This is a genomic window from Rhizorhabdus dicambivorans, assembly GCF_002355275.1.
In the GTDB taxonomy this organism is placed as follows: Bacteria; Pseudomonadota; Alphaproteobacteria; order Sphingomonadales; family Sphingomonadaceae; genus Rhizorhabdus; species Rhizorhabdus dicambivorans.
Map to the genome: position 1 here is coordinate 1,852,026 of NZ_CP023449.1, position 24,684 is coordinate 1,876,709.

Below are 24,684 nucleotides of genomic sequence, written 5' to 3' on the forward strand. Positions count from 1 at the left end.
AGTGGTCTCCCTCCCCATCGCTGCGCGATAGGGAGGATCTTGGCTTCCTCTCCCCGCATCCCCCGGCTATGGCAGGGGCACACCAGCCTCCGGGGGACGATCTTGCAACTGCCCGTCTTCGCAGCCGCCGCCCAGGCGCTTCATTTCGACGATCTTCACCTGAACCCGATCGTGCTCGATATCGGCTTCCTCCAGGTCCACTGGTATTCGCTGGCCTATATCGCCGGCATCCTGCTCGGCTGGTATTATCTGACCAGGCTGATCGCCCAGCCCAATGCGCCGATGGCGCGGCGCCATGCCGATGATCTCGTCTTCTACGCCACCGTGGGCATCCTGGCCGGCGGGCGGCTTGCCTATGTGTTCTTCTACCAGCCCGATATCCTGCTCCACCCGCTCGACATATTGAAGCTGTGGCAGGGGGGCATGTCCTTCCATGGCGGTGCGCTCGGCGTGTCGCTCGGCATTGTCTACCTGGCTCGCAAGGAGGGGCTGAGCTGGCTGCGCATCCACGACTATGTCGCCTGCTGCGCGCCCTTCGGGCTGTTCTTCGGCCGCATTGCCAATTTCGTGAATGGCGAATTGTGGGGCCGCCCCACCGACGCGCCCTGGGCGATCATCTTTCCGAGCGCTCCGGACGGCCTGCCGCGCCATCCGAGCCAGCTCTATGAGGCAGGGCTGGAGGGGCTGGTGCTAGGTCTGGTCCTGGCCTTCTTCTTCTGGCGCACCAATGCCCGCAACCAGCCGGGCAAGCTCGTCGGCATCTTCCTGCTCGGCTACGGCCTCAGCCGCTTCATCGTCGAGTATTTCCGCGAACCCGACGTGCAGCTGGGCACGCTGAGCTGGGGGTTGACGATGGGCCAGACCCTGACCGTGCCGATGCTGATCGGCGGCCTCTACCTGGTCGCCACCGCCTCGAAGCGGCCCTCGATCGATGCGGCTTAGCGATTTGCTAACCATGTTCCGCTATCACGCGACGGTTTCTACGTCGCAGATATGGCCATGATGACAATACAGGACGCGCTCTCCGAAGCGCTGATCGAGAGGATCAGGGAAGAGGGACCCATTCCCGTCGCCGACTATATGGAGGCGGCGAACGGCCATTATTACGCGTCGCACGATCCCTTCGGCGTGAAGGGCGACTTCATCACATCGCCCGAGATCAGCCAGATGTTCGGCGAGATGATCGGCATCTGGTTCGCCGACCTGTGGGCCCGGTCGCGCACGCACGACGTCCATTATGTCGAGCTAGGCCCCGGTCGCGGCACGCTCGCCGCCGACGCGCTGCGGGCAATCGGGGCGCAGGGGCGCCACCCCATATCGGTCCATTTCGTCGAGACCAGCCCGGTGCTGCGCAAGCTGCAGAAGGAACGGGTGCCGCACGCCACCTGGCACGACAGCATCGCGACCTTGCCCACCACCGGGCCGATGATCATCATCGCCAACGAATTCTTCGATGCGCTGCCGTTCCGCCAATATATCAAGACCTATGGCGGTTGGCGTGAGCGGATGGTCCGCCATGGCGTGGAGGGGTTCGAACCGGTGCCCGGCACCGAACCCGTCGAGGACCTCATTCCCGAGCATCTCCACGCGGCGCACGCCGGCAGCATCTACGAGACCTCGCCCGCCGGCCTGCTGATCGCCCGCGCGCTCGCGGCCCGCGTCGCGCGGCAGGGGGGGGCGCTGCTCGCGATCGACTATGGCCATGAGAATTACGACGCCGGCGACACGCTCCAGGCGCTCAACGCCCATGCCTATGCCGATGTGTTCAGCAATCCCGGCCAGAACGACCTGACCTGCCATGTCGACTTCACCGCGCTGGGCGCGGCCGGCAAGCTGGGCGGGGCGCGGGTCGAGGGGCCGGTGTCGCAAAGCTATTTCCTCGGCACGCTCGGCATAACCGCGCGGGCCGCCGCGCTCGCCCGCCGCCATCCCGACCGTCAGGAGGAGATCGGCAGCGCCCACCACCGCCTGACCTCGGAAGAGGAGATGGGCACGCTGTTCCGCGCGATCGCGATGGTCGCGCCGCGCTGGCCCAAGCCGGCGGGTTTCGAGGTGGTGGAGGGTTGACCTTTCTCTCCCTCTCCCGTTGGCGGGAGAGGATGGGGCGAGGGTCCTTTCTCTTTTTCCCGGCTCCTGGAAACGGGGTTGAGTTGGTCGAAAAGACCCTCTCCCGCGAACGCGGGAGAGGGGGGCATCACCCCTCGCTCTCGGGTACGCAGGGTGCCGGGCGCGCCGTCTTGCGGGCGATCCGGGTAGTCGCGAATTCCTCGGTGGTCAGCGTTGCGTTCTTGTCGCCATCGGCCTTGGCGAAGCGGTCGGTGGTCTTGACCGACCATTCCTCGAAGCTCAGCCGGCCGTCGCCGTTTACGTCGAGCCTGGCATAGGCCTTGCGCCGGCTGGCGAGGAATTCCTCGCGGCTGACCTTGCCGTCCTTGTCCTTGTCGTAGCGTCCGAAGCGCTTCTCCTCGCGGGTCTTCTCGGTCGCGGCGGGCGGTTCGGCGAGCGGGGTCGGCTCGGCCGCCTGGAGCGGGGCGGCCGGCGCCAGTTGCGGTCCCTTGTCGAAGCTCTGCCACAGGGCCACGCCGCCGCCCACCAGCAGCACCCCGGCCAGCACGCCCACCAGATATCGCCACATAGCCCGTCTCCCCGTCGTGACGGAGCGAGACTAGCGCCCCATCAGCCGATAGGCGAGGGCCCGAAACAACCGTTTCGGAGAACCCTGCCGCCTTTGACGATCGGCGGGCAGGGCGGCGTCGCCGCGCGCCAGCACCGTCAGAAGGCCCAGAGGCCGCAGCGGCGCGGGCCAGCGCCCGATAGCGACATCGGTCAATCGCTTCATCGCCTCTATCCGCGCGAAGGCCCTCGCCTCGGGATCGCGCAGGCGGTGGCCGAGATCGGCGAGCGCCCAGCCTTCGCCGGCGCGGCCGACATCCTCGGGCATCGCGCCCAGCAGCGCTGCCGACATCGCGAAAAGTGGGCCGCCCCGTTCCTCGCCATGGGCGAGGATTTCAGCCTCGCCCGGCGTCTCGGCCTCCAACAGCGCAGCCCAGCCTTCCTCCAGTTCGGCGATCGATCGGCCGGGAAGACCAGCGGGCAGCAGCCGCGTGGCGATATCGTCCAGCAGGGGTTCGGCCGGGACGAGGGCACCCGGCTCGTCGAGCGCGATCAGCGCGTCGCGCCACCAGATCAGCCGCATCGCGCCGATGGCGGGCTCGTTCGCGGCGGCGACGATCGCGCCCAGCCGCTCGTCGAGCCGCCACAGCGTGGCGAGCGCGTCGTGGCGGTCCGATGGCGCGTAGCTCAGCGCCAGCAGTCGTTCGGGGTCGGAAAGTGCGGGGTCAGCAGGCGGTCTGATAGACCGAGCCGTCAAGATGGCGCTGCAATATGTCGATCAGCGCGCCGCGCGTGAAGGGTTTGCGCAGCAATTCATATTGGCCGCCATAGCCCATCGCCAGCTCGTCGCTGAACCCGCTGACCAGCACGATCGGAAGGTCGGGCCAGCGCCGGTTGAGACGACGCGCGAGCTGCACGCCGCTCAGGCCCGGCATGACCACGTCGGTAAGGACGATGTCAAACGGGACATCGCTTTCATCGACGATGCGGAGCGCGTGTTCTGCGGATTCGGCCTGGGTGATCTCCAGCCCGCTATCCTCCAGCAACAGGCAGGTGATCTCCGCGATGTGGGCGTTGTCCTCGACATAGAGGAGGCGGCCCAGGAAAGGGCTGTCCTGCGTCTCGTTCGGCTTCTCACGGGGCATGTCAGCTCTCCCGAGTCGATTCGGACTCAGGAGAGCTTAACACAAATTGCGGACGCGCCTGTCCGCAATAACCCCTAAAAGGACGCGGCTCGCCGCTCAATCGCGGTAGCTCACCGCCTTGGCTGCCGCTACGACATCCGAGACTTTCAGCAGGGCCGCCTTCTCCAGATTGGCGGCATAGGGCATCGGCACGTCCTGGTTGGTGACCCGGCGGACCGGCGCATCGAGATCGTCGAAAGCCTCCTCCATCGCGATGGAGATGATCTCCGACGCGATCGAGCAGACCGGCCAGCCTTCCTCGACGATGACCAGCCGGTTGGTCTTCCTGACGCTGGCCAGCACCGTCGCCTTGTCGAGCGGTCGCAGCGTGCGCAGGTCGATCACCTCGGCATCCACGCCTTCGGCCTCGAGCTGCTTGGCGGCCTCAAGCGCGACGCCGACCCCGATCGAATAGCTGACGATCGTGACGTCCTTGCCCTCGCGGCAGACCCGCGCCTTGCCGATCGGCAGGACATAGTCCTCGATCGCGGGAACATCGAAGCTCTGGCCGTAGAGCAGCTCATTCTCCAGGAAGACGACCGGATCGGGCGAGCGGATCGCCGCCTTGAGCAGACCCTTCGCATCGGCCGCCGAATAGGGCGAGATGACGATCAGGCCGGGGACGCTGGCATACCAGGGTGCGTAATTCTGGCTGTGCTGCGCGCCGACGCGCGCGGCGGCGCCGTTGGGGCCGCGGAACACGATCGGGCAGCGCATCTGGCCGCCAGACATATAGTTGGTCTTGGCCGCCGAGTTGATGATGTGGTCGATCGCCTGCATGGCGAAGTTGAAGGTCATGAATTCGATGATCGGCTTGAGCCCGCCCATCGCGGCGCCGGTGCCGATGCCTGCAAAGCCATATTCGGTGATCGGCGTGTCGATGACGCGCTTGTCGCCGAACTCGTCGAGCAGGCCCTGGGTCACCTTGTAGGCACCCTGATATTGCGCGACCTCCTCGCCCATGACGAAGACGTCGCCATCGCGGCGCATCTCCTCCGCCATCGCGTCGCGTAACGCCTCGCGGACGGTGGTCTTGACCAGTGCGGTACCCTGCGGAACCTCCGGATCGTCGCGGGTATCGGCGACGGCGGCGACCAGGTCGCGCGCGCCGGTCTCCATCTTGTGCGGGGTCGGCGATTCCGGGGCCGTAACCTGGGCCTTCTGGACCTCGGGCTCCGGTTTCGGCACGGCCTTGGGCTCCGCCTTCGCTGCGGGGGCCGATGCGGCGGAGGCGTCCTCGCCCTCTTCGGCGATACGGGCGATCACCTCGCCCACCTTCACGCCTTCGGTCCCGGCGGGAATGACGATCTGGGCGATCGTGCCCTCGTCGACCGCCTCGAACTCCATCGTCGCCTTGTCGGTCTCGATCTCGGCGAGGATGTCGCCGGACTTGACCGCGTCGCCCTCCTTGACGAGCCATTTGGCGAGCGTGCCTTCCTCCATCGTCGGGGAAAGCGCGGGCATCTTCAGATCGACAGCCATCAATATTGTCCCACCAGCACGTCGGTGTAGAGCTCGTCGAGCTCGGGTTCGGGCGATTGCTCGGCGAAGTCGGCCGATTCCGCGACGATCGCGCGGATGTCCTTCTCCAGCTTCTTGAGATCGTCCTCGCTGACGCCGAGCGCCTCCAGCTCCTTCTTGAGATGGTCGATCGGATCGGACTTGTCGCGCACCGACTGCACCTCGTCGCGCGAGCGATATTTGGCGGGGTCGGACATCGAGTGGCCGCGATAACGGTAGGTCTTGAGTTCGAGCAGCACCGGGCCCTTGCCGGCGCGCACCCACTTCACCGCCTCCTCCGCCGCGCCGCGCACTGCGAGCACGTCCATGCCGTCGACCTGGATGCCGGGGATGCGGAAGCTCTCGCCACGGCGGTAGAGCTGGTCTTCCGACGATGCCCGGTTGACGCTGGTGCCCATGGCGTACTGGTTGTTCTCGATCACGAAGATGATCGGGAGCTTCCACAGCTCGGCCATGTTGAAGCTTTCGTAGACCTGGCCCTGGTTGGCCGCGCCATCGCCGAAATAGGCCATGGCGACGCCGCCATCGCCCGCATATTTATGCTTGAAGGCGAGGCCCGCGCCCAGGCTGACCTGCGCGCCGACGATGCCGTGGCCGCCGTAGAAGCGATGTTCGACCGAGAACATGTGCATCGATCCGCCCTTGCCCCGGCTGATGCCGGCGGCGCGGCCGGTCAGCTCGGCCATGATCACCTTCGGGTCGATGCCATAGGCGAGCATGTGGCCGTGGTCGCGATAGCCGGTAATCACCGAGTCCTTGCCGACCTCCAGCGCGGATTGGAGCCCGACGGCCACCGCCTCCTGACCGATATAGAGATGGCAGAAACCGCCGATCAGGCCGAGGCCGTAAAGCTGTCCCGCTTTCTCCTCGAAACGCCGAATCAGCAGCATCTGCCGATAGAATTCGAGCATCTCCTCCTTGGAGGCCTGATAGCGCTGCGGTTCGGCCGGGCGCTCGCGGTTTGAGATGGCCGGTGCGGCTGCCGCGACCGGCTGGGGTTTTTCCGTCGCGGGCGTGCGCGACGCGGGTTTCTTCGCTGTGGCGCGTGGTTGTGCTGGCTTCGCCAAGAGGCTGGCTCCTTGTCCCTGGGGAGGGGGTGACAGCCGGCATATAGGCCGCGCGCCGCGCGGATTTCAACGCGAACTCGTACCGGGACTGATATTTAATTGCGCGGAATGATGATCTCGTCCGGGCGAACCTGACCAGTGGAGCGGCGAACCAGCTCCTCGCCGAAATCGGGATCGACCTTCGCGGGGTCGAGCAGCTTGGCGTGGTGGCGCAGCCGATCGCGGACCGCTTCGACCCGGCGCAGCTCTTCGGCCTTGAACTGGAGCTGGCTGCGATAGCCGCCCAGCGCGAACAGCCCGTTGGGGCCGACCAGCGCGGCGCTGGCGAAATAGCCGATGATGAGAATCGCCACCGCCGGCAGTGCCGCACTGCGCGCAATCTGCAGAAAGGGGACGCGATTCATTCAAGGACAGAATCATCATCGAGTCGCGCGATCAAGCCCTTTCGGATCATCCGAGAGATAAAATCCGTTTTTTTTCGAGGATGTTACGTGCGCGTTTTAACGGCAGGCCAAGGCCTTTTCGAAAATGGACCACAACATGTTGTGGTCGATCCGCCCAATATTCTGATTGTAGCGCGAGCAGTGGTAGGAATCGATCAGCGAGACATCCCGCAGCCGATGGATCGCCCCGTGGGCGAAGGGAAAAGCCGACGGCCGGCACCCGAACGCCGCCAGCGCTGCCTGATGGGCCACGCGCCCAAGCGCGACGATCGCGCGCAGGCGGGGCAGCGCGGCGAGCGGGCCCTCGAGATGGGGGCGGCACGCACGAAGCTCGGCCGGAGTGGGGCGGTTGGCGGGAGGCACGCAGCGCACCGCGTTGACGATGATCGCGCCGTCGAGCGTCAGCCCGTCCGCCGCGATACCCGCGTAGCGGCCATGGGCCAGTCCGTGTGCGGCCAGCACATCGAACAGCATGGCACCCGATCCGTCGCCGGTGAAAGCCCGCCCGGTGCGGTTGGCGCCCTTCAGGCCGGAGGCGAGGCCGATGATCGCCAGCCAGGCCCCGGGATCGCCGAACGGCGGCACGGGCGCGTTGAACCAGTCCGGATGCGCGGCGCGCTGTTCGGCGCGGAAAGCGGCGAGGCGGGGGCAGTACGGGCAATCCACGTGAGGTTCGGCGGCGGTGGGCATGAGGGGAGATTAATGCCGGCGCTGTGATCCGAGTCATAAAAATTCAGTTGCGCAACCGTCATGAGGGGCCTTGACCTGCCTTCCGGCAGGGATAGCGTTCGACCTGCGCCGTCAGGCGCGCGGCGGGGGCGCCGCATCAAGACGATCAATGGGGGTTTCCATGGTGAAATTGCGTTACGCGGCGACGGCCGCCATCCTCGGCTTCGCGGTCGCCGCTGGGCCGGTGCTGGCGAAGAAGGACCGTTCGCACCAGGCGGTCGATCTCGATCCCGATCAGCGCGGCGTCGTTTCCGGCGTCGGCATCGAGGGCCAGGACCTCGGCCGCATGGCGGACCAGATGGTCCGGGACCTGATGGCCAATCCGGAAATCTCCGACCGGGCGACTCCGCCCCGGATCATCCTCGACAGTTCCGACCTGCGCAATCAGAGCTCGCAGCGGATCGACAAGGACATCATCACCGACGAGCTGCGCGGCAAGCTGATGAACGCGGCGCGCGGCAAGATGCGCTTCGTGAGCCGCGAGTTCATCGCCGCGGTTGAGCGGGAGCGCGCGCTGAAGCGGGAGGGCGTCGTCGATACCGGCACCACCGGCCTTACCCGCGCCACCGCCGGCGCCGACTATAAGCTGGTCGGCAAGATCACCTCGCTCGACAGCCGCAACAACGACACCGGCATGCAGGAGCGGCTGACCGTCATCTCGCTCGAGATGCTCGATCTCGAATATGGCACGCTGGTGTGGAACGGCACCTACAAGATCCGCCGCGCCGGCGCCGACGACGTCGTCTATCGCTGATCGGGAGGCCCGGATGACCCTTTTGAACCGTCTTGCGGCCGGCGTGGCCGCGTTCAGCCTCGTCGCGCTGCCCATCGCCGTCCAGGCACAGGATGCGGCCGTCGATCCCGCGGCCGCGAAGGCCGCGGCCAAGGCCCGCGCCAAGCAGGTGGCGGCCTGGAAGGCGCAATATGGCCCCGGCCCTTATCCCGACGAGGTCGAGGCCTTCGCCCAGACCCGCGAGGAGAAGCTGCGCGAATATTATCGCGTCCTCTATTATGACGGCGAACATAATGCCGTGCTCAACTATGAGCGGCTTGGCCTCCTCGCGATGGAACTCGGCTATTATGCCGACGCCGAAAAGGCGTTCGACGGCGCCCTCGACCGGATCGAGGCCTTCTACGGCAAGGACAAGCAGGCCGAGAAGGCGACGTCGGCGACCCGGCTGGAGGTGAACAAGGATTTCAAGGGCGAGCCCTATGAGCGGGCGATGGCCTATTATTATCGCGGCCTGCTCTACCTCCGCAAAGGCGATTACGACAACGCCCGCGCCTCGTTCAAGGCGGCGGAATATCAGGACACCGTCTCGGCCGACGAGAGCTTCCAGTCCGATTTCGCCCTGCTGACCTATCTCCAGGGCTGGGCCTCGCACTGCGCGGGCGACGGCAGCCAGGCCGCCGACGCCTTCGAGCAGGCGGCCAAGATCGATGCCAAGCTCAAGGTGCCGGGACCGAACGACAATCTGCTAGTGCTGACCGAAATCGGCCATGGGCCGGTCAAGGCGACCGATGGCCAATATCAGGAGAAGTTGGTCTTCAAGGCCGGCCCGGCGCTGCCGGAGAACGGCGCGATCGTCACCCTGGGCACCGGCAAGACCACCCGAGCCTGGCCGCTCGTCCCCGCCGCGGATCTCTATACCCAGGCCTCCACCCGGGGCGGCCGCGCGATCGACGGGATCCTCAACGGCAAGGCGCAGTTCAAGGCCGGCCTGGAAACGACCAGCACGGTGGTGACGACGGTCGGCTCGACCTTCGCGCAGCAGATGGGCGGCAACGCGCTCTATGCGCAGGGCATCGGCGCGGCGATCAGCATGTTCTCGAAGTCGGTGCGGCCCTCCGCCGACGTGCGCATGTGGGACAGCCTGCCATCGGGCATATTGGTCGGCACGACGCGCTGGGGCGCCGCTCCGGCTGCCGCCCCGGCCGCGAAGGGCAAAGGCAAGGGCAAGGCGGCGGCCAGACCATCGGCGCTGAGGCCGCAGGATTGGAGCATGCCGCCCGTCAGCATGGCCTATCGGCGTGACAGCGACATGCTCGATCTTGCGGGCGTCAAGCCGATGTCGGCCAGCGCAGGCAAATGCGGGATCGTCTGGGCGCGGTCGCGCAGCGTGGCGACCCTGCCGGCCGCGGCGCCGGGCAACAATGACAAGGTCGCACTGGCCCGCAAGAAGGACAAGGACGTGTGGGCCAAGGACGAGGCCTTCCGCGCCAAGCTGCGCTGATTCTCGAAGGGAGACGGACTATGAAGATCCACTTGCTCAGCGCGATCGCCGCCGCCGCCCTGCTGGCGGCGCCCGGCCAGACGCGCGAGAACCGGCCGCTTAAGTGCGACATCGGCGATGCGAAGCGGGCTCAGTCGCCCGGCGGGCCGGTGCTGGTCGCCAACGTGCCCAAGGCGATGACGCCGATCGACCTCAACGCCGTCCAAATGACCGACAAGAAGCTTGCCAAGCAGGTTGTCGTTGAGGGCGTGTTCGCCCGGCGGACCGAAACCAACTCGGTCGAGGTGATAACCCGGCTGGTCAACTGCACGAAGAAGACGGTGACGCTCGACGCGCGTTCCTCGTTCATGGACGAGAACCAGGTGCCAACCGAGGATTCGACCTATTGGAAGAAGGTGATCCTCTCCCCCAAGGCGACCGGCGTCTATCGCGGGCTTTCGATCGGCCGCGACGAGGTCAAATATTATCTCGTCGAAGTGCGGACGTCGCAGCCATGATCCGCGCCCTGCTCAGCGCAGCGCTGACGCTCGCCGCTGCCGGCTCGGCGCAGGCGGGACAGGAGGTTCCGCCGCCGCGTCCGATCCGTCCGGTCGAAACGGCACTGGCCGCGCTCCCGCCTGCCCCTGCCGCCGTGCCTCATGGCTGGCGGGAGACGCCGCCGGTGATCGGCGATGGCTCACCGGATCGCTTCATCGCCGTGGCCGATTTCGGCTGGGACGGGGGATGTGGCACCGACGAGGACTGGGGCGAGGAAGAGGATTTCGCCGATGCCGGCTTTCCGGCCTGGGAGGAGATGTGATGGGCGGGAAGACGGGCCGGGCGGCCATGCTGATCGTGGCGATGCTGGGCGCCGATATGGCGCTTGCACAGCAATATCGGGAGAATATGCCGGAGGTTCTGAGGGCGCCCCCGCCTCCGCCGGGCGCCGCGCAGATGGGCGCGGCGACGGCCGGCGCCTTCCGCGCGGCCTATGCGCGCCGGAAGAGCCCCCGCATGGTGATCTTCTGGAACCGCCAGCTCACCGATTCGCTGTCGACCAGCTATGAGGAATGGTCGCGCTTCACGCTCGTCGACGGGCGCGCGGTCGACAAGACCTATTATGATGACGGATCGGTCGTCACCGGCGCCCGCGTGGTCGATGCCGAGCTGCGTTCGGGACGGGCGGCGGCCACCGCCGACGGCGCCCGTGCGACAGGCCTGCCCGAGCGGGCCGACTGGCGCGCCGCGCAGGGCTTCAATCGGGCCCTGCTGGCGGGCGGGGCGCGGCTGATCGACCGCACGCTGATCATGCGTTCGACGGCGCTGCAGAAGGGCGTCGATCGCGGCGATACCCAGGCGGTGGAGATGTCGGCGCTGATGGGCAAGGCCGATCTGCTGGTCGAAGTGCTGCAGACCCCCGATCCCGGCGCGCCCAGTGGCTACACCTTCCGTGTCGACGTCAAGGACATCCGCAGCGGTACGCTGCTGGCGACGGTGGTCACCCAGGGCGTGCCGCCTTCGGGTGGCCCGGGGCGGTTCGTGGCGGGGCCGAACGGCTATGAGCGCGAGCGGCCGTTGCCGCCCACGATCGATCAAGTCGGCGCGCGGGTCGCGTCCGAGATCATGCAGGCCCTCGTGGCCAACTGGGGCTAGAGCCGATCGACATTCAGCCCATACCGGCCTGCAAATGTCGGTTTCCCGTGCTTCCGGTGCTCACGTACATTTGAGTACGCTGCGCTCCGGGTCACGGGAAACCACCATTTTCGACTCGGTCTGAACTGAATGTCGATCGGCCCTAGCCGATCTCAAGGGCGGATCAGGCTCCATTCAAGGTCTGGAAAGCCGGGCCGGCTGGGCTATAGCCGGGGCATGGCGCCATATCTCTATGCGATCGGGCTCGGCTCGAACCGGCGCCATGGCCGCCATGGCGCGCCCGCCGCCGTGTTGCGCGCGGCGCTGGCGGCCCTGGTGGGCGACGATATCAGGGTGACGGCGCTCTCGCCGGTGATCGCGACGCCGCCTCTGGGGCCGGCGGGACGAAGCTTCGCCAATGCCGCGGCGATCATCGAGACCCGGCTCGGCCCAGCGATGCTGCTCATCCGGCTGAAGGCGATCGAGGCCGCGTTCGGCCGCCGGCGTGGACGGCGCTGGGGCGCCCGCGTGATTGACCTCGATATCCTGCTGTGGTCGGGTGGGCGCTATCACCATGGCCGGAGGTTGGCCATTCCACATCGGGGCCTGGAGCAGAGGGACTTCGTGCTCAGGCCGTTGGCGGCGATAGCGCCCGGCTGGAAGGTGGGGAGGGGAGCCCGCACCGTCCGCCAAGCCAGACATCGTCTAATCCGCGGTTGACCCGACCTGCCGCGCCCAATAGGGAGACGCCTTCGGTGGGTCCGTAGCTCAGTCGGTAGAGCAAGCGACTTTTAATCGAGAGGTCCCGGGTTCGAATCCCGGCGGACCCACCAGCATTGCGGCCAATCTCCATTGGGGCCGCCATTCTTCACCTGCCGACGAAGATGCTCGCGATCTGGCTGGCCAGCAGCCAGAGGGCGCCCGCGCCGATGGCGGCGGCAACGACGAAAGCGTGAGCGGGAAGCCGTTCAACCATCACTCAAATCCTTCTTGCAATATGTTTATGCAAACCTTTGCAGTGCGTGGGTTCACCTATGCGTCAAAGCGCTGACGAATTCCAGTGGAGGGAATCGATCAGAGCCATCGACCGGCTCGTTCCGAACGGCTCGAATTCGGTATCGCTCAATGAAGGAAATGGCGGAAATCCGTTGGTTTCCGACGCCTTAACCCTAGACCGTTACGCCGCCTTAACAGGGAGGGGGTTAGACCAAAGTCGCACGAGGACGTCAGATAAGGACACCATATGCGCAAGTTCACCAACCTGCTTCGCGACAGCCGCGGCGCCACGGCGATCGAATATGGCCTGATCGCGGCACTGATCGCGGTCGCGGCGATCACCGCGATGACCGCGCTGGGCAACCAGCTGTCGACCACCTTCACCAATGTCGGCAACAATATGAAGGCCGGCTAGAGGCGCGCTTCAGGCCGGTGAGCATTTCCCGCCCGCCGGACACCGCAGCCAACAAGAAAATCAGCCGGTTTTCCGACCTGCTTCCGCTGCCCCGGCCGGTGCGTATCTGCCGGCCGGGGATTTTTCGGCGCAGGGTCGATGGAGAGGATGCCGGAACGGGCCTTGCCCCGGGTGATGGCGTTCCCTAACTGTTCGCGGGTGACTCAGGACATTCCCGCCCCCGAACCCGGCTATCTGCGCGGGCTGAACCCGCCGCAGCGCGAAGCCGTGCTCACCACCGAGGGGCCGGTGCTGGTGCTTGCGGGCGCGGGCACCGGCAAGACTGCGGCGCTGACCGCGCGACTGGCCCATCTGGTGGCGACGCGCCGTGCCTGGCCGTCGGAGATCCTGGCCGTCACCTTCACCAACAAGGCCGCGCGCGAGATGCGCGAGCGGGTCGGCCGGCTACTCGGCGAGGCGGTCGAGGGCATGCCCTGGCTCGGCACCTTCCATTCGGTCGCGGCGCGGATGCTGCGCCGCCATGCCGAACTCGTCGGCCTCACCCCCAGCTTCACCATCCTCGACACCGACGACCAGCTGCGCCTGCTCAAGCAGCTGCTGGCCGCCGCCGACCTCGACGAGAAGCGCTGGCCGGCACGCCAGCTGGCCGGGCTGATCGACCGCTGGAAGAACCGGGGCCTGACGCCGGCCGATATCGACGCGGGCGAGGCCGAGCAGTTCGCCAATGGCCGTGGCGGCGAGCTCTACCAGCAATATCAGGACCGGCTGCGCGCGGTAAACGCCTGCGATTTCGGCGATCTGCTGCTCCACATGCTGGTGATCCTGAAGAGCCATCGCGACGTGCTCGCCGATTACCAGAACCGCTTCCGCTATGTGATGGTGGACGAATATCAGGACACCAACAGCGCCCAATATCTCTGGCTCCGGCTGATCGCGCAGGAGCGCAAGAATATCTGCTGCGTCGGCGACGACGACCAGTCGATCTATTCGTGGCGCGGCGCCGAGGTGGCGAACATCCTGCGCTTCGAACGCGATTTCCCCGGTGCGACGGTGATCCGGCTGGAGCAGAATTACCGATCGACGCCGCATATCCTGGCGGCGGCAAGCGCGCTGATCGCGCATAATGGCGGCCGCCTCGGCAAGACGTTGTGGACCGAGGAGGGCGAGGGTGAGAAGCTGCGCATCGTCGGCATCTGGGACGGGCCCGAGGAGGCGCGGCGGATCGGCGACGAGATCGAGGCACATGAGCGCGGCGGCGGCAAGCTCGACGATGTCGCGATCCTGGTCCGCGCCCAGTTCCAGACCCGCGAGTTCGAGGACCGCTTCATCGCGATCGGCCTGCCTTACCGGATCGTCGGCGGCTTCCGCTTCTACGAACGGGCCGAGATACGCGACGCGCTCGCCTATCTGCGCGTCGTCAGCCAGCCCGCCGACGACCTAGCCTTCGAACGGATCATCAACACGCCCAAGCGCGGCCTTGGCGACAAGGCGGTGCAGAAGCTCCACCTGCTCGCCCGCGCCGAGGATATCCCGCTGACCCTCGCCGCCGCCCGCATCCTGGGCACCGACGAACTGACCCCGCAGGCGCGCCGCGCGCTCGGCAACCTCGTCGGCGACATCGCCCGCTGGCGCGACCTGCTCAGCCAGCTGTCGCATCCCGAGCTGACCCGCCAGATCCTGGAGGAGTCGGGCTATGTCGCGATGCTCCAGAACGAGAAGTCGACCGAGGCCGACGGGCGGCTGGAGAATCTCAACGAGCTGGCCCGGGCGATGGAGGATTATGAGACGCTCGGCGAATTCCTCGAGCATGTCAGTCTGGTGATGGACAATGACGCCGAGGCCGATACGCCCAAGGTGACGATCATGACGATCCACGCCGCCAAGGGGCTGGAGTTCGGCACCGTCTTCCTCCCCGGCTGGGAGGAGGGGGTATTCCCCTCGCAGCGCTCGCTCGACGAGGGCGGGCTCGCCAGCCTCGAGGAGGAGCGGCGGCTAGGCTATGTCGCGATCACCCGCGCGCGGCGCCGCTGCACCATCCTCCATGCCGCCAATCGCCGCATCTACGGGCAATGGACCTCGTCGATCCCGTCGCGCTTCGTCGCCGAATTGCCGGAGCAGCATATCGAGACCGAGACGACCATGTCGGGCGGCGAATCGCTGTGGCGCGCGCAATGGTCCGAACATGCCGATCCCTTCGCCCATGTCAGCCGTGGCACGGGCAGGGGGCCTGGCTGGCAGCGCGCGACCGCCGCCGGCGGCCTCGGCAAGCCGCAGGCGGGATCGCGCGTGGTCGAGGCGCGCGCCTCGGCGGTGAGCTTCGCCCAGCCACCGCGCAAGGACATCGCGCTTGGCCAGCGGGTCTTCCACAGCAAATTCGGCTATGGCGCGGTCGTGGAGATCGAGGGCAACAAGCTGGAGATCGATTTCGAGCATGCGGGCCGCAAGCGGGTGCTCGACAGTTTCGTGAGCCTACCCTGATCCGAATTTTTCTATCGTTATAGTAGAAATTGTCCTGACCCTGCACCTGCGCGGTTGCCGGGGTATCGGTCGAGCGCTTAGAGGAAAGCATGGCCCGCAGCCCGTCTCCTTTCTCGATTCCCGCCTATCGCTATTATTGGCTCGCGCGTTTCAGCTCGACGATCGCGCTGAACGGCATGGTCGTCGTGATCGGCTGGCAGGTCTATGACGTTGCCCGGCGAACCATGCCCCCGCGTGAGGCGGCGCTGCAGCTCGGGCTGATCGGGCTGGCGCAGTTCCTGCCGCTGATGCTGCTGACGCTGGTCACGGGGCTTGCCGCCGACCGGCTCGACCGCCGCTGGATCGCGCGTGCCACCACGGCGCTGGAACTGCTCTGCGCGATCGCCCTCGCCGTTATGACCTGGCGGGATACGATTACCTTGCCGGCGCTGTTCGCGGTCGCGGCATTGCTCGGCGTGGCGCGGGCCTTCGCGGCACCGGCGCTCCAGGCGCTGTCGCCCAATCTCGTGCCCCCCGCGCTGCTGCCGGCCGCGATCGCTACCAGCTCGGTCGCCTGGCAGGTCGGCGGAATCGCGGGGCCGCCGCTCGGCGGTTATCTCTATGCGATCGATCCGCCGCTCGCTTATACGGTCGCTGCCGCGCTGCTTGGCGTGGCGGTGCTGATGCTGATGCTGATCGGCCCGGTACCGCGCACCGAGGTCGACGGTAGCCGTAATCCCTGGGCGCAGATGCTGGAGGGCCTTTCCTATCTTCGGCGCAACCGGCTGGTGCTCGGCGCCATCTCGCTTGATCTGTTCGCTGTGCTGCTCGGCGGCGCGACGGCGATGCTGCCCATCTATGCGCGCGACATATTGCATGTTGGTTCGGATGGGCTCGGCCATCTCCGGGCGGCGCCCGCCGTTGGCGCCGTGATCGTCGCCTTCTGGCTCAGTCGCTATCCGTTGCGCAGCAATGTCGGCTTCAAGCTGCTCGTCGCGGTCGCCATCTTCGGCACCGGCACCATTGTTTTCGGGCTGTCGCAGAACACGTCGATGCCGATGGCGACGGCGCTTGGCGCGCTTGGCCTGCTCGGCGCGGCCGACATGGTGTCGGTCTATGTCCGCCAGACGCTGATCCAGCTCTACACGCCCGATGCGATGCGCGGCCGCGTCGGGGCCGTCTCGTCGCTCTTCATCTCCGGCTCGAACGAACTGGGCGAAGCCGAATCGGGCTTCCTCGCCGCGGCGGTCGGGCCGGTCGTGGCGGTGGTCGCTGGCGGGATCGGCACGATCGTTGTCGCCATCTTGTGGGCGAAACTTTTCCCGGAGATATTGCGGGCGCGGACATTCGACCCGCCCAGGTCGTTCGAGGACGTCCCCCGAGCCTGATCGCCGATCAAGCTCACATCTGATTATGGTCCAGGAGAAGACGGCATGACCAAATATGCATCGATTTTGGAGACGATCGGCGGGACTCCGCACATCCGCGTCAACCGGCTGTTCGGTGAAGCCGAGGTGTGGATCAAATCCGAACGCAGCAATCCGGGCGCATCGATCAAGGACCGTATCGCCCTGGCGATGATCGAGGAGGCCGAACGATCGGGTAAGCTGAAGCCCGGCGGCACCGTCATCGAGCCGACCAGCGGCAACACCGGCATCGGCCTGGCGCTGGTCGCGGCGGTCAAGGGCTACAAGCTCGTCCTGGTTATGCCCGAGAGCATGTCGATTGAACGGCGCCGGCTGATGCTGGCCTATGGCGCTACCTTCGACCTCACCCCGCGCGAAAAGGGGATGAAGGGTGCGATCGAACGCGCGCTGGAGCTGCAATCGCAGACGCCGGGCGCCTGGATTCCGCAGCAGTTCGAGAATGCCGCGAACATCGACGTCCATGTCCGCACGACGGCCGAGGAAATCTACGCCGACTTCAAGGACAGCCCGATCGATATCCTGATCACCGGAGTCGGCACCGGCGGCCATATCACCGGCTGCGCGCAGGTGCTCAAGGCCCGCTGGCCGGGCCTCAAGGTGTTCGCGGTCGAGCCGACGCTGTCGCCGGTCATCTCCGGCGGGCAGCCGGGCCCGCATCCGATCCAGGGCATCGGCGCGGGCTTCGTTCCCGCCAACCTGCATACCCAGCTGCTCGACGGCGTGATCCAGGTCGATCCCGCCGAGGCCAAGGAATTCGCCCGCCGCTCGGCCCGCGAGGAGGGGATGCTGGTGGGCATCAGCTCGGGCGCGACCCTGGCCGCGATCGCCCAGAAGCTGAAGGAAGCGCCGGGCAAGCGGGTGCTGGGCTTCAATTACGACACCGGCGAGCGTTACCTGTCGGTCCCGGATTTCCTGCCGGAGTGACCATCAGCGGAGGGGCGCCTTAGCTCCTTCAAGCCAGAACCGCCTTGGCGCCCTCTAGGCGCTGAGTGCCGGGCCATGCGTTTTATTACGGCATGGACGGCTTTCGATGACCGAAGCACGATGGCTCCCGAACTTTCGGGAGGGCAGCTAATGCTGAGGATCGCTTCTGCGCTGTGTGTGGCTTTTCTTGTATCCGGTTGTGCCGGTGTCATCAATTCGATCGCTGACCGTCCAGTCACCTCCGATAAATATGTGTCTGGGCGGGATTCCAACAAAACGCAGAAGGTAAGCGGGGAACGGCGGCTGATAAGAGTTTTGGAAAAGGTCACCTATGACAACAAGGATGGTCAATATGTCCTCAAGGACGGTCGCCCGGTTCCAAAGTACAGCCAGTGGGTGGTGTGCATAGAAGCGCATGCCGATGCGATCAGCGCGCGGTCTAGCGCCACGGCCGTCACCCTTGCTGGGAAGGGGGCTGTGCAGGATGCCGTCACATCAGGTCTGCTCCAGACCTTTACCCGAACCCAGGCTTCCGATGTGATCCGGCGGTTGGCGTGGGAAGCATGCATGGCCCACGCCAATGGAATTTTCTCTGAGGCGGATTACAGGGAGCAGTTGATCAAGATCATCGACAACTCCTTCATCCTGTTGGCCAGGTTGCCCAATGATCCGCCGCCGAAAGTGGAAAACAAGCTGATCGTCGGATCGAGTACGACCAACCAGAACGCGGCAACATTGCCGCTGATACCGTCGACGGCCACTCCGGTGATCCCGGGAACCGCTAAGCCATAGGGCAAGAACACCGGTCCGGCCGGGGGAAAAGGCACTCAGCCGGCGGCGCTGGCTTCCCCACCAATCTCTTCCCCCGCGCTGCCGATCGACTGGTCGATCAGGCCCGCCCGCATCATCAGCCAGAACAGGATGATGCCGGGCAGCGCGATGAGGGTGGTGAAGAGATAGAAGTTCACATAGCCGATCGCCTCCAGCATCGCGCCCGCGCTGGTGCCGGTGAGCAGGCGGCCGATGATGCTGGCGGCGGCCGAGATCAGGGCATATTGCGCGGCGGTGAAGCGCAGGTCGCATAGCGCCGAGAAATAGGCGACGACGCAGACCCCGCCGATGCCGCTGGCGATATTCTCGAAGCCGATCGCGCCGGCCATCGCCCAGTTGCTGTGGCCGCTGGCCGCCAGCCCGGCGAAGCTCAGATTCGATATCGCCATCAGCACCAGGCTGATCAGCACCGACCGCTTCATGCCGAGCCGCGAATAGAGCATGCCGCCGATGAAGATGCCGATCAGATAGGCCCAGAAGCCGAAGCCGACATCGTAGATGGCGATCTCGTCATTGGTATAGCCGAGGCTGTCGAACAGCAGCCGGAAGGTGAGGTTGGCGAGGGTGTCGCCGATCTTGTGAAGCAGGATGAACAGCAGCACCAGCAGGGCGCCCCTGCGCCGGAAGAACTCGGCAAGCGGACCGAGGATCGAGGCCAGCACCTCGCTGCGGGTCCGGCGCATCGTCGGTTCGCGATGGCGCGCCGGCTCGCCCATGAGCAGGGCGGTGATCATCGCCGGCAGCGCGAAGGTGGCGCAGGCGGCATAGGCGCCGCTCCAGCCGATACGTTCGGCCAGGATGAGCGCCAGCGCGCCGGCCGTCGCGGACCCGATCCGCCAGCCATATTGCGACATGCCGGCGCCGACACCCAACTGGCGGGCTTCGAGAAGCTCGATGCGATAGGCGTCGATGATGATGTCGAAGGTGGCGCCCGCCGCCCCGACCAATATCGCCGCCACCGCCGTCTGGGCGAGACTGGCGCTGGGATCCACCAGGGCGAGGTTGATCACCGACGCGATCACCAGCAGGCCGATCACGATCATCCACGACACACGCTGTCCGAGATGGCCGATGATCGGCAGCCGCACCCCGTCGACGATCCAGGCCCAGAGGAATTTGAGGTTGTAGACGAGGAAGGCCAGGGTGAAGGCGGTCACCGCCTTCTTGTCAATTCCGTCCTGGGCGAGGCGGGTGGTAAGGGTCGCTCCGATCATCGCATAGGGGAAGCCGGAACTGATCCCCAGGAACAGGGCGGCGAGCGGTGCCGGCTCGGTATAGGGCCGGATCGCCGCGATGATCCCGTTGCTGCTTGCGACGGCCGTGCCGTCCGACCCCGATATGTCGTTCATCGCGCGAGCATAGCGGCCGGCCGGGACGAGGGAAGGGCCCTATTTGTAAATGCTCAGTCCCCTGGGAAGGGTTTTGGGCCTGTTTCCGTCGAGCGTCGCCTCGATGGCCTCGATCGCCTGCCGCAATTCCTTCTGCGTATAGGGCTTGGCGAGACAGCCGGTCGCGATCTCGGGTGCGTCGACCGGGCAGGTCGCGGTCACGAACAGGACCGGGATGCCGGCATCGCGTGCCCGGATGGCGACATCCCGACCGTCGCTTTCGTTGAGCCGGACATCCGCGAGGACGAGGTCGATCCCGCCTTCGGCAATCGCGGCGAAGGCGGCTTCGGCGGTGTCGATCGTCGCCACCACCTCATAGCCGTGGGTGGCCAGGAAATGCTCGTTGTCGAACGCGATCAGCGGTTCATCCTCGACGATGAGGAGATTTTTCAGCCGGGGCTCCTTCGTACCGAACAGCATCGCATCTCCCCGGCCGACAGCGGGCACTTGACCCGGCCGGCCTTTGGCCCGACCACAGGCAATATTTCTTTGCGGAGACGCCCGTGGCCAAGCGCCTCACCCTCTACATCCTCTTCGCGATGGTCGCCGGCATCATCCTGGGCATCACCCTCAACCGGACGATCAGCGACCCCGAGACACTAACCAACGTCACCGGCCATATTTCGATCCTTACGGATCTGTTCCTGCGGCTGATCAAGATGATCATCGCGCCGCTGGTGTTCGCGACGCTGGTCAGCGGCATCGCCCATATGGGCGACACCGCGGCGCTGGGCCGGGTCGGGGCGCGATCGATCGCGTGGTTCATTGGCGCCAGCCTGCTGTCGCTGACCCTGGGCCTGATCATGGTCAACCTCTTCCAGCCCGGCGTCGGCGCCGATCTGGTGCTGCCGCCGGAGGGGGCATCCGCGGGGCTGGCGCAGACCGAATTCTCGCTCAAGCAGTTCGTGACGCATCTGGTGCCCAAGAGCTTCTTTGAGGCGATGGCGACCAATGAGATATTGCAGATCGTGGTCTTCTCGGTGTTCACCGGCGTCGCCATCACCGCGATCGGAGAGCGCGCCGCGCCCCTGGTGCGGGGAATCGAGGCGCTGGTGCATGTGATGCTCCAGATCACCGATTATGTGATGCGCTTCGCCCCGTTCGCGGTGTTCGCCGCGGTCACAACGGCGCTGGCCGAGCAGGGGCCGGGCATCCTGATCAGCTTCGGCAAGTTCATGGGCAGCTTCTATCTTTCCATGATCGTGCTCTGGATCGTGCTGCTGCTGCTCTGCTGGCTGATCGTCGGCGGGCGATCGAAGCTGCTGATCCGCTACATCCGCGAGCCGATCCTGCTCGCCTTCAGCACCGCATCCTCCGAGGCCGCTTTCCCGCGCACCCTGGAGGCGCTCGACCGCTTCGGCGTGCCGCCGCGCATCGCCAGCTTCGTGCTGCCGCTCGGCTATTCGTTCAATCTCGACGGCTCGATGATCTATTGCACCTTCGCGACGATGTTCATCGCGCAGGCTTATGGGGTGGAACTGACCCTGGGCCATCAGATCACCATGCTGCTGATCCTTATGGTGACCTCCAAGGGCATCGCCGGGGTGCCCCGCGCCAGCCTCGTCATCATCTCCTCGACCCTGGCCTTCTTCGACATTCCCGAGGCGGGCCTGCTGTTGATCCTCGCGGTCGACCATTTCCTCGACATGGGCCGTTCGGCGACCAACGTGGTCGGTAATGCCGTGGCGAGCGTGGTGATCGCGAAGTGGGAGGGTACACTCGATCCGATCGAACCGGCCGAGATCGAGCCGCCGCCCGCGCCGTGACAAGCGTTGCCCGGGCGGAGGCCGGGGCCGTCAAGAAATAGTCGTGCCCTCGCCGCTTGCGCCTCCGCCTCCGCCGGGGCGACGGCAAGCTCAGATATCCTGGACCAGCCGCCCGTACAGTTCCGGCCGACGATCGCGGAAGAAGCCGAAGGCTGCGCGGTGGCGCTTCGCGAGATCGATGTCGAGGGTCGCCGTCAGCACGCCGGTCTCGGTCGCCCCGAACTCGGCCAGCAGGTCGCCGCGCTGGTCACAGATGAAGCTGTGACCATAGAAGGTCTGGCCGTCCTCGGTGCCAATGCGATTGGCGGCGACGACGGGGACGACGTTCGACACGGCATGGCCGATCATCGCGCGGCGCCACAGCCGGCTGGTGTCGAGATCGGGGTCGTGCGGCTCGTTGCCGATCGCGGTCGGGTAGAACAGCACCTCGGCGCCCATCAGCATCATCGCGCGGGCGGTTTCCGGATACCATTGGTCCCAGCAGATGCCGACGCCGATCGTCGTGCCCGCGGCGGGCCAAGCCTTGAAGCCGGTGTTGCCGGGCCGGAAGTAGAATTTCTCCTCATAGCCCGGCCCGTCGGGGATGTGCGTCTTGCGGTAGACGCCGCCGACCTTCCCGTCGGGGCCGATCATCGCCAGGCTGTTATAATGGTGCGGGCCATCCGCCTCGAAGAAGCTGGTCGGGATATGGACCTTCAGCTCGGCGGCGAGCGCCTGCATCGACGTGACTGCCTTGTGCTCGGCCAGCGGCTTGGCACGGGTGAACATGCCTTCGTCCTCGACCCGGCAGAAATAATGGCCTTCGAACAGCTCCGGCGGCAGGATCACCTGCGCGCCCCTGGCCGCCGCCTCGCGGACCAGTTTCGAAACCTCGGCGATGTTCGCGTCAATATCGTCGCTGAAGGCGAGCTGGAGCGCGGCTACGGTAACCTGGGTCATGATCGCTTATCCCCGCGCCGGAATCTGCTGGCTGATGCAATGGAAGCTGCCGCCGCCGGTCAATATATGGTCCGCCCGGAAACCCACAACCGCGCGGGTCGGGAACAGCCGGCCGATCGCATCGACCGCCGCCTCGTCATTGGCGGCGCCGTAGAGCGGCACCACCACCGACGCGTTGCCGATGTAGAAGTTCATATAGGAAGCGGGGATGATCTCGCCGTCGTCTTCGACCAGGCCCGGCGAGGGGAGGGGGACGACGTCCAGCCCGAACGCCAGCGCGCGGGCCCGCGCGTCGGCGAAGATCGCGGCGTTGGGGTCGTCGCGGCCGGCCGCCTCCGGAATGGCGAGCACGCCGGGCGCCACGAAGCGCGCGAGGTTGTCGACATGGCCGTCGGTATGGTCGTTGAGCAGACCGTCGCCCAGCCACAGCAGGCGATCTACGCCGAGCCCCTCGCGCAGCCGCGCCTCGATGTCGGCGCGGCCGAGACCGGGATTGCGGTTCGGATTGAGCAGGCATTGCTCGGTGGTGACGCCGATGCCGGCACCGTCGATGTCGATCGCGCCTCCCTCGAAAATCCAGTCATGGCTGCGGATCGGCAGCGCCGTGCGCGCGGCAAGGCGAGCGCCGATGCTCTCGTCGCCGGGCAGCTCATATTTGCCGCCCCACCAGTTGAAGCCGAAATCGGCGGCGGTGAGCCCGCTTGGACCATGGACGATGATCGGTGCGGAATCCCTCAGCCAGATGTCGCCGAACGGTTCGACGATGGTCTGCGCGGCATCGCCGGCCAGTTCGGCGGCGCGATCGGCCGAGGCCGCGTCGGCGGCGACGAGGACCACCTTCTCGCCCTTGCCGCCGGCATGGACGGCGCGCGCAAATGCGACCACCTCGCCGCGCGCGGGCTCGAGATCCTCTTCCCAAAGCTCCGGATGGCTGGGGAAGCCGATCCAGACGGCGTCATGCGGGGCCCATTCGGCTGGCTGGCGAAAGTCGGTCATGGCGCGCCAGATAGCGATGGGGCGTGACGGTTCAAAGAGGTGAATCGGCCAAATGGCGGATTCCCGTTGCGCGAAAGTTGGGCTAGGCGTGGGTCATGACGATGGATCTGGACCACGCGCTCGCTTCCCGTTCGGCGCAATGGCTGGTGACGGGGGCGGCGGGCTTCATCGGTTCCCACCTCGTCGAGGCGCTGTTGCGCGCTGGACAGAAGGTGCGCGGGCTCGACAATTTCGCGACCGGCCATCGCAGCAATCTGGAGGATGTGCGGATAAGGGTTGGTGCGCCCGCCTGGGCGAATTTCGCCTTCATGGAGGCCGACATCCGTGATCGCGCCGCCTGTGCTGCCGCGGTCCGGGGCGTCGATCATGTCCTTCATCAGGCCGCGCTGGGATCGGTGCCGCGCTCGCTCGCCGATCCGCTCACAACCCATGACGTCAATGCCACAGGCTTCGCGAATGTCATCGATGCGGCCCGGCTGGCCGGCGTCGCCAGCTTCGCCTACGCCTCGTCCAGTTCGGTCTATGGCGATGAGCCGAACCTGCCCAAGGTGGAGGATAGGCTGGGCCGGGTGCTCTCGCCCTATGCGCTGACCAAGCTGCACAATGAGCTGACCGCCGACGTCTATCGGCGCGGCTACGGCTTCGGTTCGGTTGGGCTGCGCTATTTCAACGTGTTCGGCCCGCGCCAGGACCCCGAAGGCGCCTATGCCGCCGTCATCCCGCGCTGGGCCGCAGCGATGATCGCGGGCGAGGCGGTGGCGATCCACGGCGATGGCGAGACGAGCAGGGACTTCTGCTATGTCGCCAATGCGGTGCAGGCCAATCTGCGCGCGGCCCTGTTCGCGCCAGCGGGCGAGACCATCCTGCTAAACATCGCGGTCGGCGAGCGCACCAGTCTGACCGAACTGTTCGGGCTTCTGCGCGACGGGCTCGCGCGTGAGGGCGTGGCTTATGGGCTGGCCCCGGATCATGGGGATTTCCGGGCCGGCGACGTTCGCCATTCTCTGGCAGATATCGGCGCGGCCGAACGGACGATAGGCTATCGGCCGAGCCACCGCATCGAGGAGGGGCTGGCCGAGGCATTGCCTTGGTATCGGCAAGTCGCCAAGGTGGCGGGGCGATAGCTTGGGGGAGTAAGCGTGG

Annotated in this window: 26 protein-coding genes and 1 tRNA gene; 16 read left to right on the forward strand and 11 right to left on the reverse strand. The window is 66.2% G+C overall.

The window, feature by feature from the left end:
- Nucleotides 1-102 precede the first annotated feature (102 nt).
- On the forward strand, nt 103-942 hold the full coding sequence (gene lgt, locus CMV14_RS08895; protein WP_066964256.1) for a prolipoprotein diacylglyceryl transferase: 840 nt from the start codon (nt 103-105) through the stop codon (nt 940-942).
- 60 nt (nt 943-1,002) lie between these two features.
- Entirely contained in the window at nt 1,003-2,067 is a 1,065-nt protein-coding gene (locus CMV14_RS08900) for a class I SAM-dependent methyltransferase (protein ID WP_066964522.1), read from the forward strand.
- Nucleotides 2,068-2,194: 127 nt separating this feature from the next.
- Here the strand turns inward: CMV14_RS08900 and CMV14_RS08905 are convergent, their stop codons facing one another.
- From CMV14_RS08905 to CMV14_RS08935, 7 genes are all read right to left on the reverse strand, one after another.
- Complete coding sequence (locus tag CMV14_RS08905; protein ID WP_066964259.1) at nt 2,195-2,635, reverse strand: EF-hand domain-containing protein; 441 nt, start codon at nt 2,633-2,635, stop codon at nt 2,195-2,197.
- A 30-nt stretch (nt 2,636-2,665) separates the two neighbouring features.
- Nucleotides 2,666-3,370: a hypothetical protein gene (locus CMV14_RS08910; RefSeq protein WP_238147236.1), complete on the reverse strand. Its 705-nt coding sequence runs from the start codon at nt 3,368-3,370 to the stop codon at nt 2,666-2,668.
- Nucleotides 3,339-3,758: a response regulator gene (locus CMV14_RS08915; protein WP_066964262.1), complete on the reverse strand. Its 420-nt coding sequence runs from the start codon at nt 3,756-3,758 to the stop codon at nt 3,339-3,341. The genes CMV14_RS08910 and CMV14_RS08915 overlap by 32 nt, the downstream gene beginning before the upstream one ends.
- A gap of 96 nt (nt 3,759-3,854) precedes the next feature.
- A complete protein-coding gene (locus CMV14_RS08920) occupies nt 3,855-5,279 on the reverse strand; it encodes a pyruvate dehydrogenase complex E1 component subunit beta (protein ID WP_066964265.1) in 1,425 nt (474 codons plus the stop codon).
- Nucleotides 5,279-6,385: a pyruvate dehydrogenase (acetyl-transferring) E1 component subunit alpha gene (gene pdhA / locus CMV14_RS08925; protein ID WP_066964268.1), complete on the reverse strand. Its 1,107-nt coding sequence runs from the start codon at nt 6,383-6,385 to the stop codon at nt 5,279-5,281. Before pdhA ends, CMV14_RS08920 begins: the two co-directional genes overlap by 1 nt.
- A gap of 95 nt (nt 6,386-6,480) precedes the next feature.
- Nucleotides 6,481-6,789 carry an FtsB family cell division protein gene (locus tag CMV14_RS08930; RefSeq protein ID WP_066964271.1) on the reverse strand — a complete coding sequence of 103 codons (309 nt, stop codon included), beginning with the start codon at nt 6,787-6,789 and terminating at the stop codon, nt 6,481-6,483.
- A gap of 96 nt (nt 6,790-6,885) precedes the next feature.
- Complete coding sequence (locus tag CMV14_RS08935) at nt 6,886-7,518, reverse strand: uracil-DNA glycosylase (protein ID WP_066964274.1); 633 nt, start codon at nt 7,516-7,518, stop codon at nt 6,886-6,888.
- 160 nt (nt 7,519-7,678) lie between these two features.
- Between CMV14_RS08935 and CMV14_RS08940 the strand changes: the two genes are divergently transcribed.
- The 12 genes from CMV14_RS08940 to CMV14_RS08995 all read left to right on the forward strand — a co-directional run bounded on the left by CMV14_RS08940 (nt 7,679) and on the right by CMV14_RS08995 (nt 18,413).
- Complete coding sequence (locus CMV14_RS08940) at nt 7,679-8,311, forward strand: LpoB-related protein (protein WP_066964277.1); 633 nt, start codon at nt 7,679-7,681, stop codon at nt 8,309-8,311.
- Nucleotides 8,312-8,324: 13 nt separating this feature from the next.
- Nucleotides 8,325-9,791, forward strand: coding sequence for a tetratricopeptide repeat protein (locus CMV14_RS08945; protein WP_066964280.1), 1,467 nt, complete (start codon nt 8,325-8,327; stop codon nt 9,789-9,791).
- A gap of 20 nt (nt 9,792-9,811) precedes the next feature.
- Entirely contained in the window at nt 9,812-10,288 is a 477-nt protein-coding gene (locus CMV14_RS08950; protein WP_066964284.1) for a putative periplasmic lipoprotein, read from the forward strand.
- Nucleotides 10,285-10,590: a hypothetical protein gene (locus CMV14_RS08955; RefSeq protein ID WP_066964287.1), complete on the forward strand. Its 306-nt coding sequence runs from the start codon at nt 10,285-10,287 to the stop codon at nt 10,588-10,590. The genes CMV14_RS08950 and CMV14_RS08955 overlap by 4 nt, the downstream gene beginning before the upstream one ends.
- Nucleotides 10,590-11,423, forward strand: coding sequence for a hypothetical protein (locus tag CMV14_RS08960; protein ID WP_066964290.1), 834 nt, complete (start codon nt 10,590-10,592; stop codon nt 11,421-11,423). Before CMV14_RS08955 ends, CMV14_RS08960 begins: the two co-directional genes overlap by 1 nt.
- Nucleotides 11,424-11,639: 216 nt before the next feature.
- Nucleotides 11,640-12,122: a 2-amino-4-hydroxy-6-hydroxymethyldihydropteridine diphosphokinase gene (gene folK, locus CMV14_RS08965; protein WP_066964293.1), complete on the forward strand. Its 483-nt coding sequence runs from the start codon at nt 11,640-11,642 to the stop codon at nt 12,120-12,122.
- Nucleotides 12,123-12,159: 37 nt separating this feature from the next.
- A tRNA-Lys gene (locus tag CMV14_RS08970) sits at nt 12,160-12,235 on the forward strand.
- Nucleotides 12,236-12,645: 410 nt separating this feature from the next.
- On the forward strand, nt 12,646-12,813 hold the full coding sequence (locus tag CMV14_RS08975) for a Flp family type IVb pilin (RefSeq protein WP_066964298.1): 168 nt from the start codon (nt 12,646-12,648) through the stop codon (nt 12,811-12,813).
- 174 nt (nt 12,814-12,987) lie between these two features.
- Entirely contained in the window at nt 12,988-15,291 is a 2,304-nt protein-coding gene (locus tag CMV14_RS08980) for an ATP-dependent helicase (RefSeq protein WP_066964301.1), read from the forward strand.
- 89 nt (nt 15,292-15,380) lie between these two features.
- Nucleotides 15,381-16,658 (forward strand): MFS transporter, encoded by a 1,278-nt coding sequence (locus tag CMV14_RS08985; RefSeq protein WP_066964303.1) that lies wholly within the window; start codon nt 15,381-15,383, stop codon nt 16,656-16,658.
- A 45-nt stretch (nt 16,659-16,703) separates the two neighbouring features.
- Nucleotides 16,704-17,621, forward strand: a complete 918-nt coding sequence (gene cysK, locus CMV14_RS08990; protein ID WP_066964306.1) for a cysteine synthase A — start codon at nt 16,704-16,706, stop codon at nt 17,619-17,621.
- 150 nt (nt 17,622-17,771) lie between these two features.
- Complete coding sequence (locus tag CMV14_RS08995) at nt 17,772-18,413, forward strand: hypothetical protein (RefSeq protein WP_096367704.1); 642 nt, start codon at nt 17,772-17,774, stop codon at nt 18,411-18,413.
- 35 nt (nt 18,414-18,448) lie between these two features.
- Here the strand turns inward: CMV14_RS08995 and CMV14_RS09000 are convergent, their stop codons facing one another.
- Both CMV14_RS09000 and CMV14_RS09005 read right to left on the reverse strand, forming a co-directional pair.
- Nucleotides 18,449-19,801 (reverse strand): AmpG family muropeptide MFS transporter, encoded by a 1,353-nt coding sequence (locus tag CMV14_RS09000; RefSeq protein ID WP_066964314.1) that lies wholly within the window; start codon nt 19,799-19,801, stop codon nt 18,449-18,451.
- 39 nt (nt 19,802-19,840) lie between these two features.
- On the reverse strand, nt 19,841-20,260 hold the full coding sequence (locus CMV14_RS09005; RefSeq protein WP_066964526.1) for a response regulator: 420 nt from the start codon (nt 20,258-20,260) through the stop codon (nt 19,841-19,843).
- Between the two features lie 83 nt (nt 20,261-20,343).
- Here CMV14_RS09005 and CMV14_RS09010 point away from each other — a divergent pair, with 83 nt between their 5' ends.
- Nucleotides 20,344-21,606, forward strand: coding sequence for a dicarboxylate/amino acid:cation symporter (locus CMV14_RS09010; protein ID WP_066964317.1), 1,263 nt, complete (start codon nt 20,344-20,346; stop codon nt 21,604-21,606).
- Nucleotides 21,607-21,696: 90 nt separating this feature from the next.
- Here the strand turns inward: CMV14_RS09010 and aguB are convergent, their stop codons facing one another.
- Both aguB and CMV14_RS09020 read right to left on the reverse strand, forming a co-directional pair.
- On the reverse strand, nt 21,697-22,545 hold the full coding sequence (aguB, locus tag CMV14_RS09015) for an N-carbamoylputrescine amidase (protein WP_066964320.1): 849 nt from the start codon (nt 22,543-22,545) through the stop codon (nt 21,697-21,699).
- 6 nt (nt 22,546-22,551) lie between these two features.
- The gene (locus CMV14_RS09020) at nt 22,552-23,541 is read right to left on the reverse strand and encodes an agmatine deiminase family protein (protein ID WP_066964322.1); all 990 of its coding nucleotides are present in this window, start codon (nt 23,539-23,541) and stop codon (nt 22,552-22,554) included.
- 95 nt (nt 23,542-23,636) lie between these two features.
- Between CMV14_RS09020 and CMV14_RS09025 the strand changes: the two genes are divergently transcribed.
- Nucleotides 23,637-24,665, forward strand: coding sequence for an NAD-dependent epimerase/dehydratase family protein (locus CMV14_RS09025; protein ID WP_066964323.1), 1,029 nt, complete (start codon nt 23,637-23,639; stop codon nt 24,663-24,665).
- The last annotated feature ends 19 nt before the right edge of the window (nt 24,666-24,684 follow it).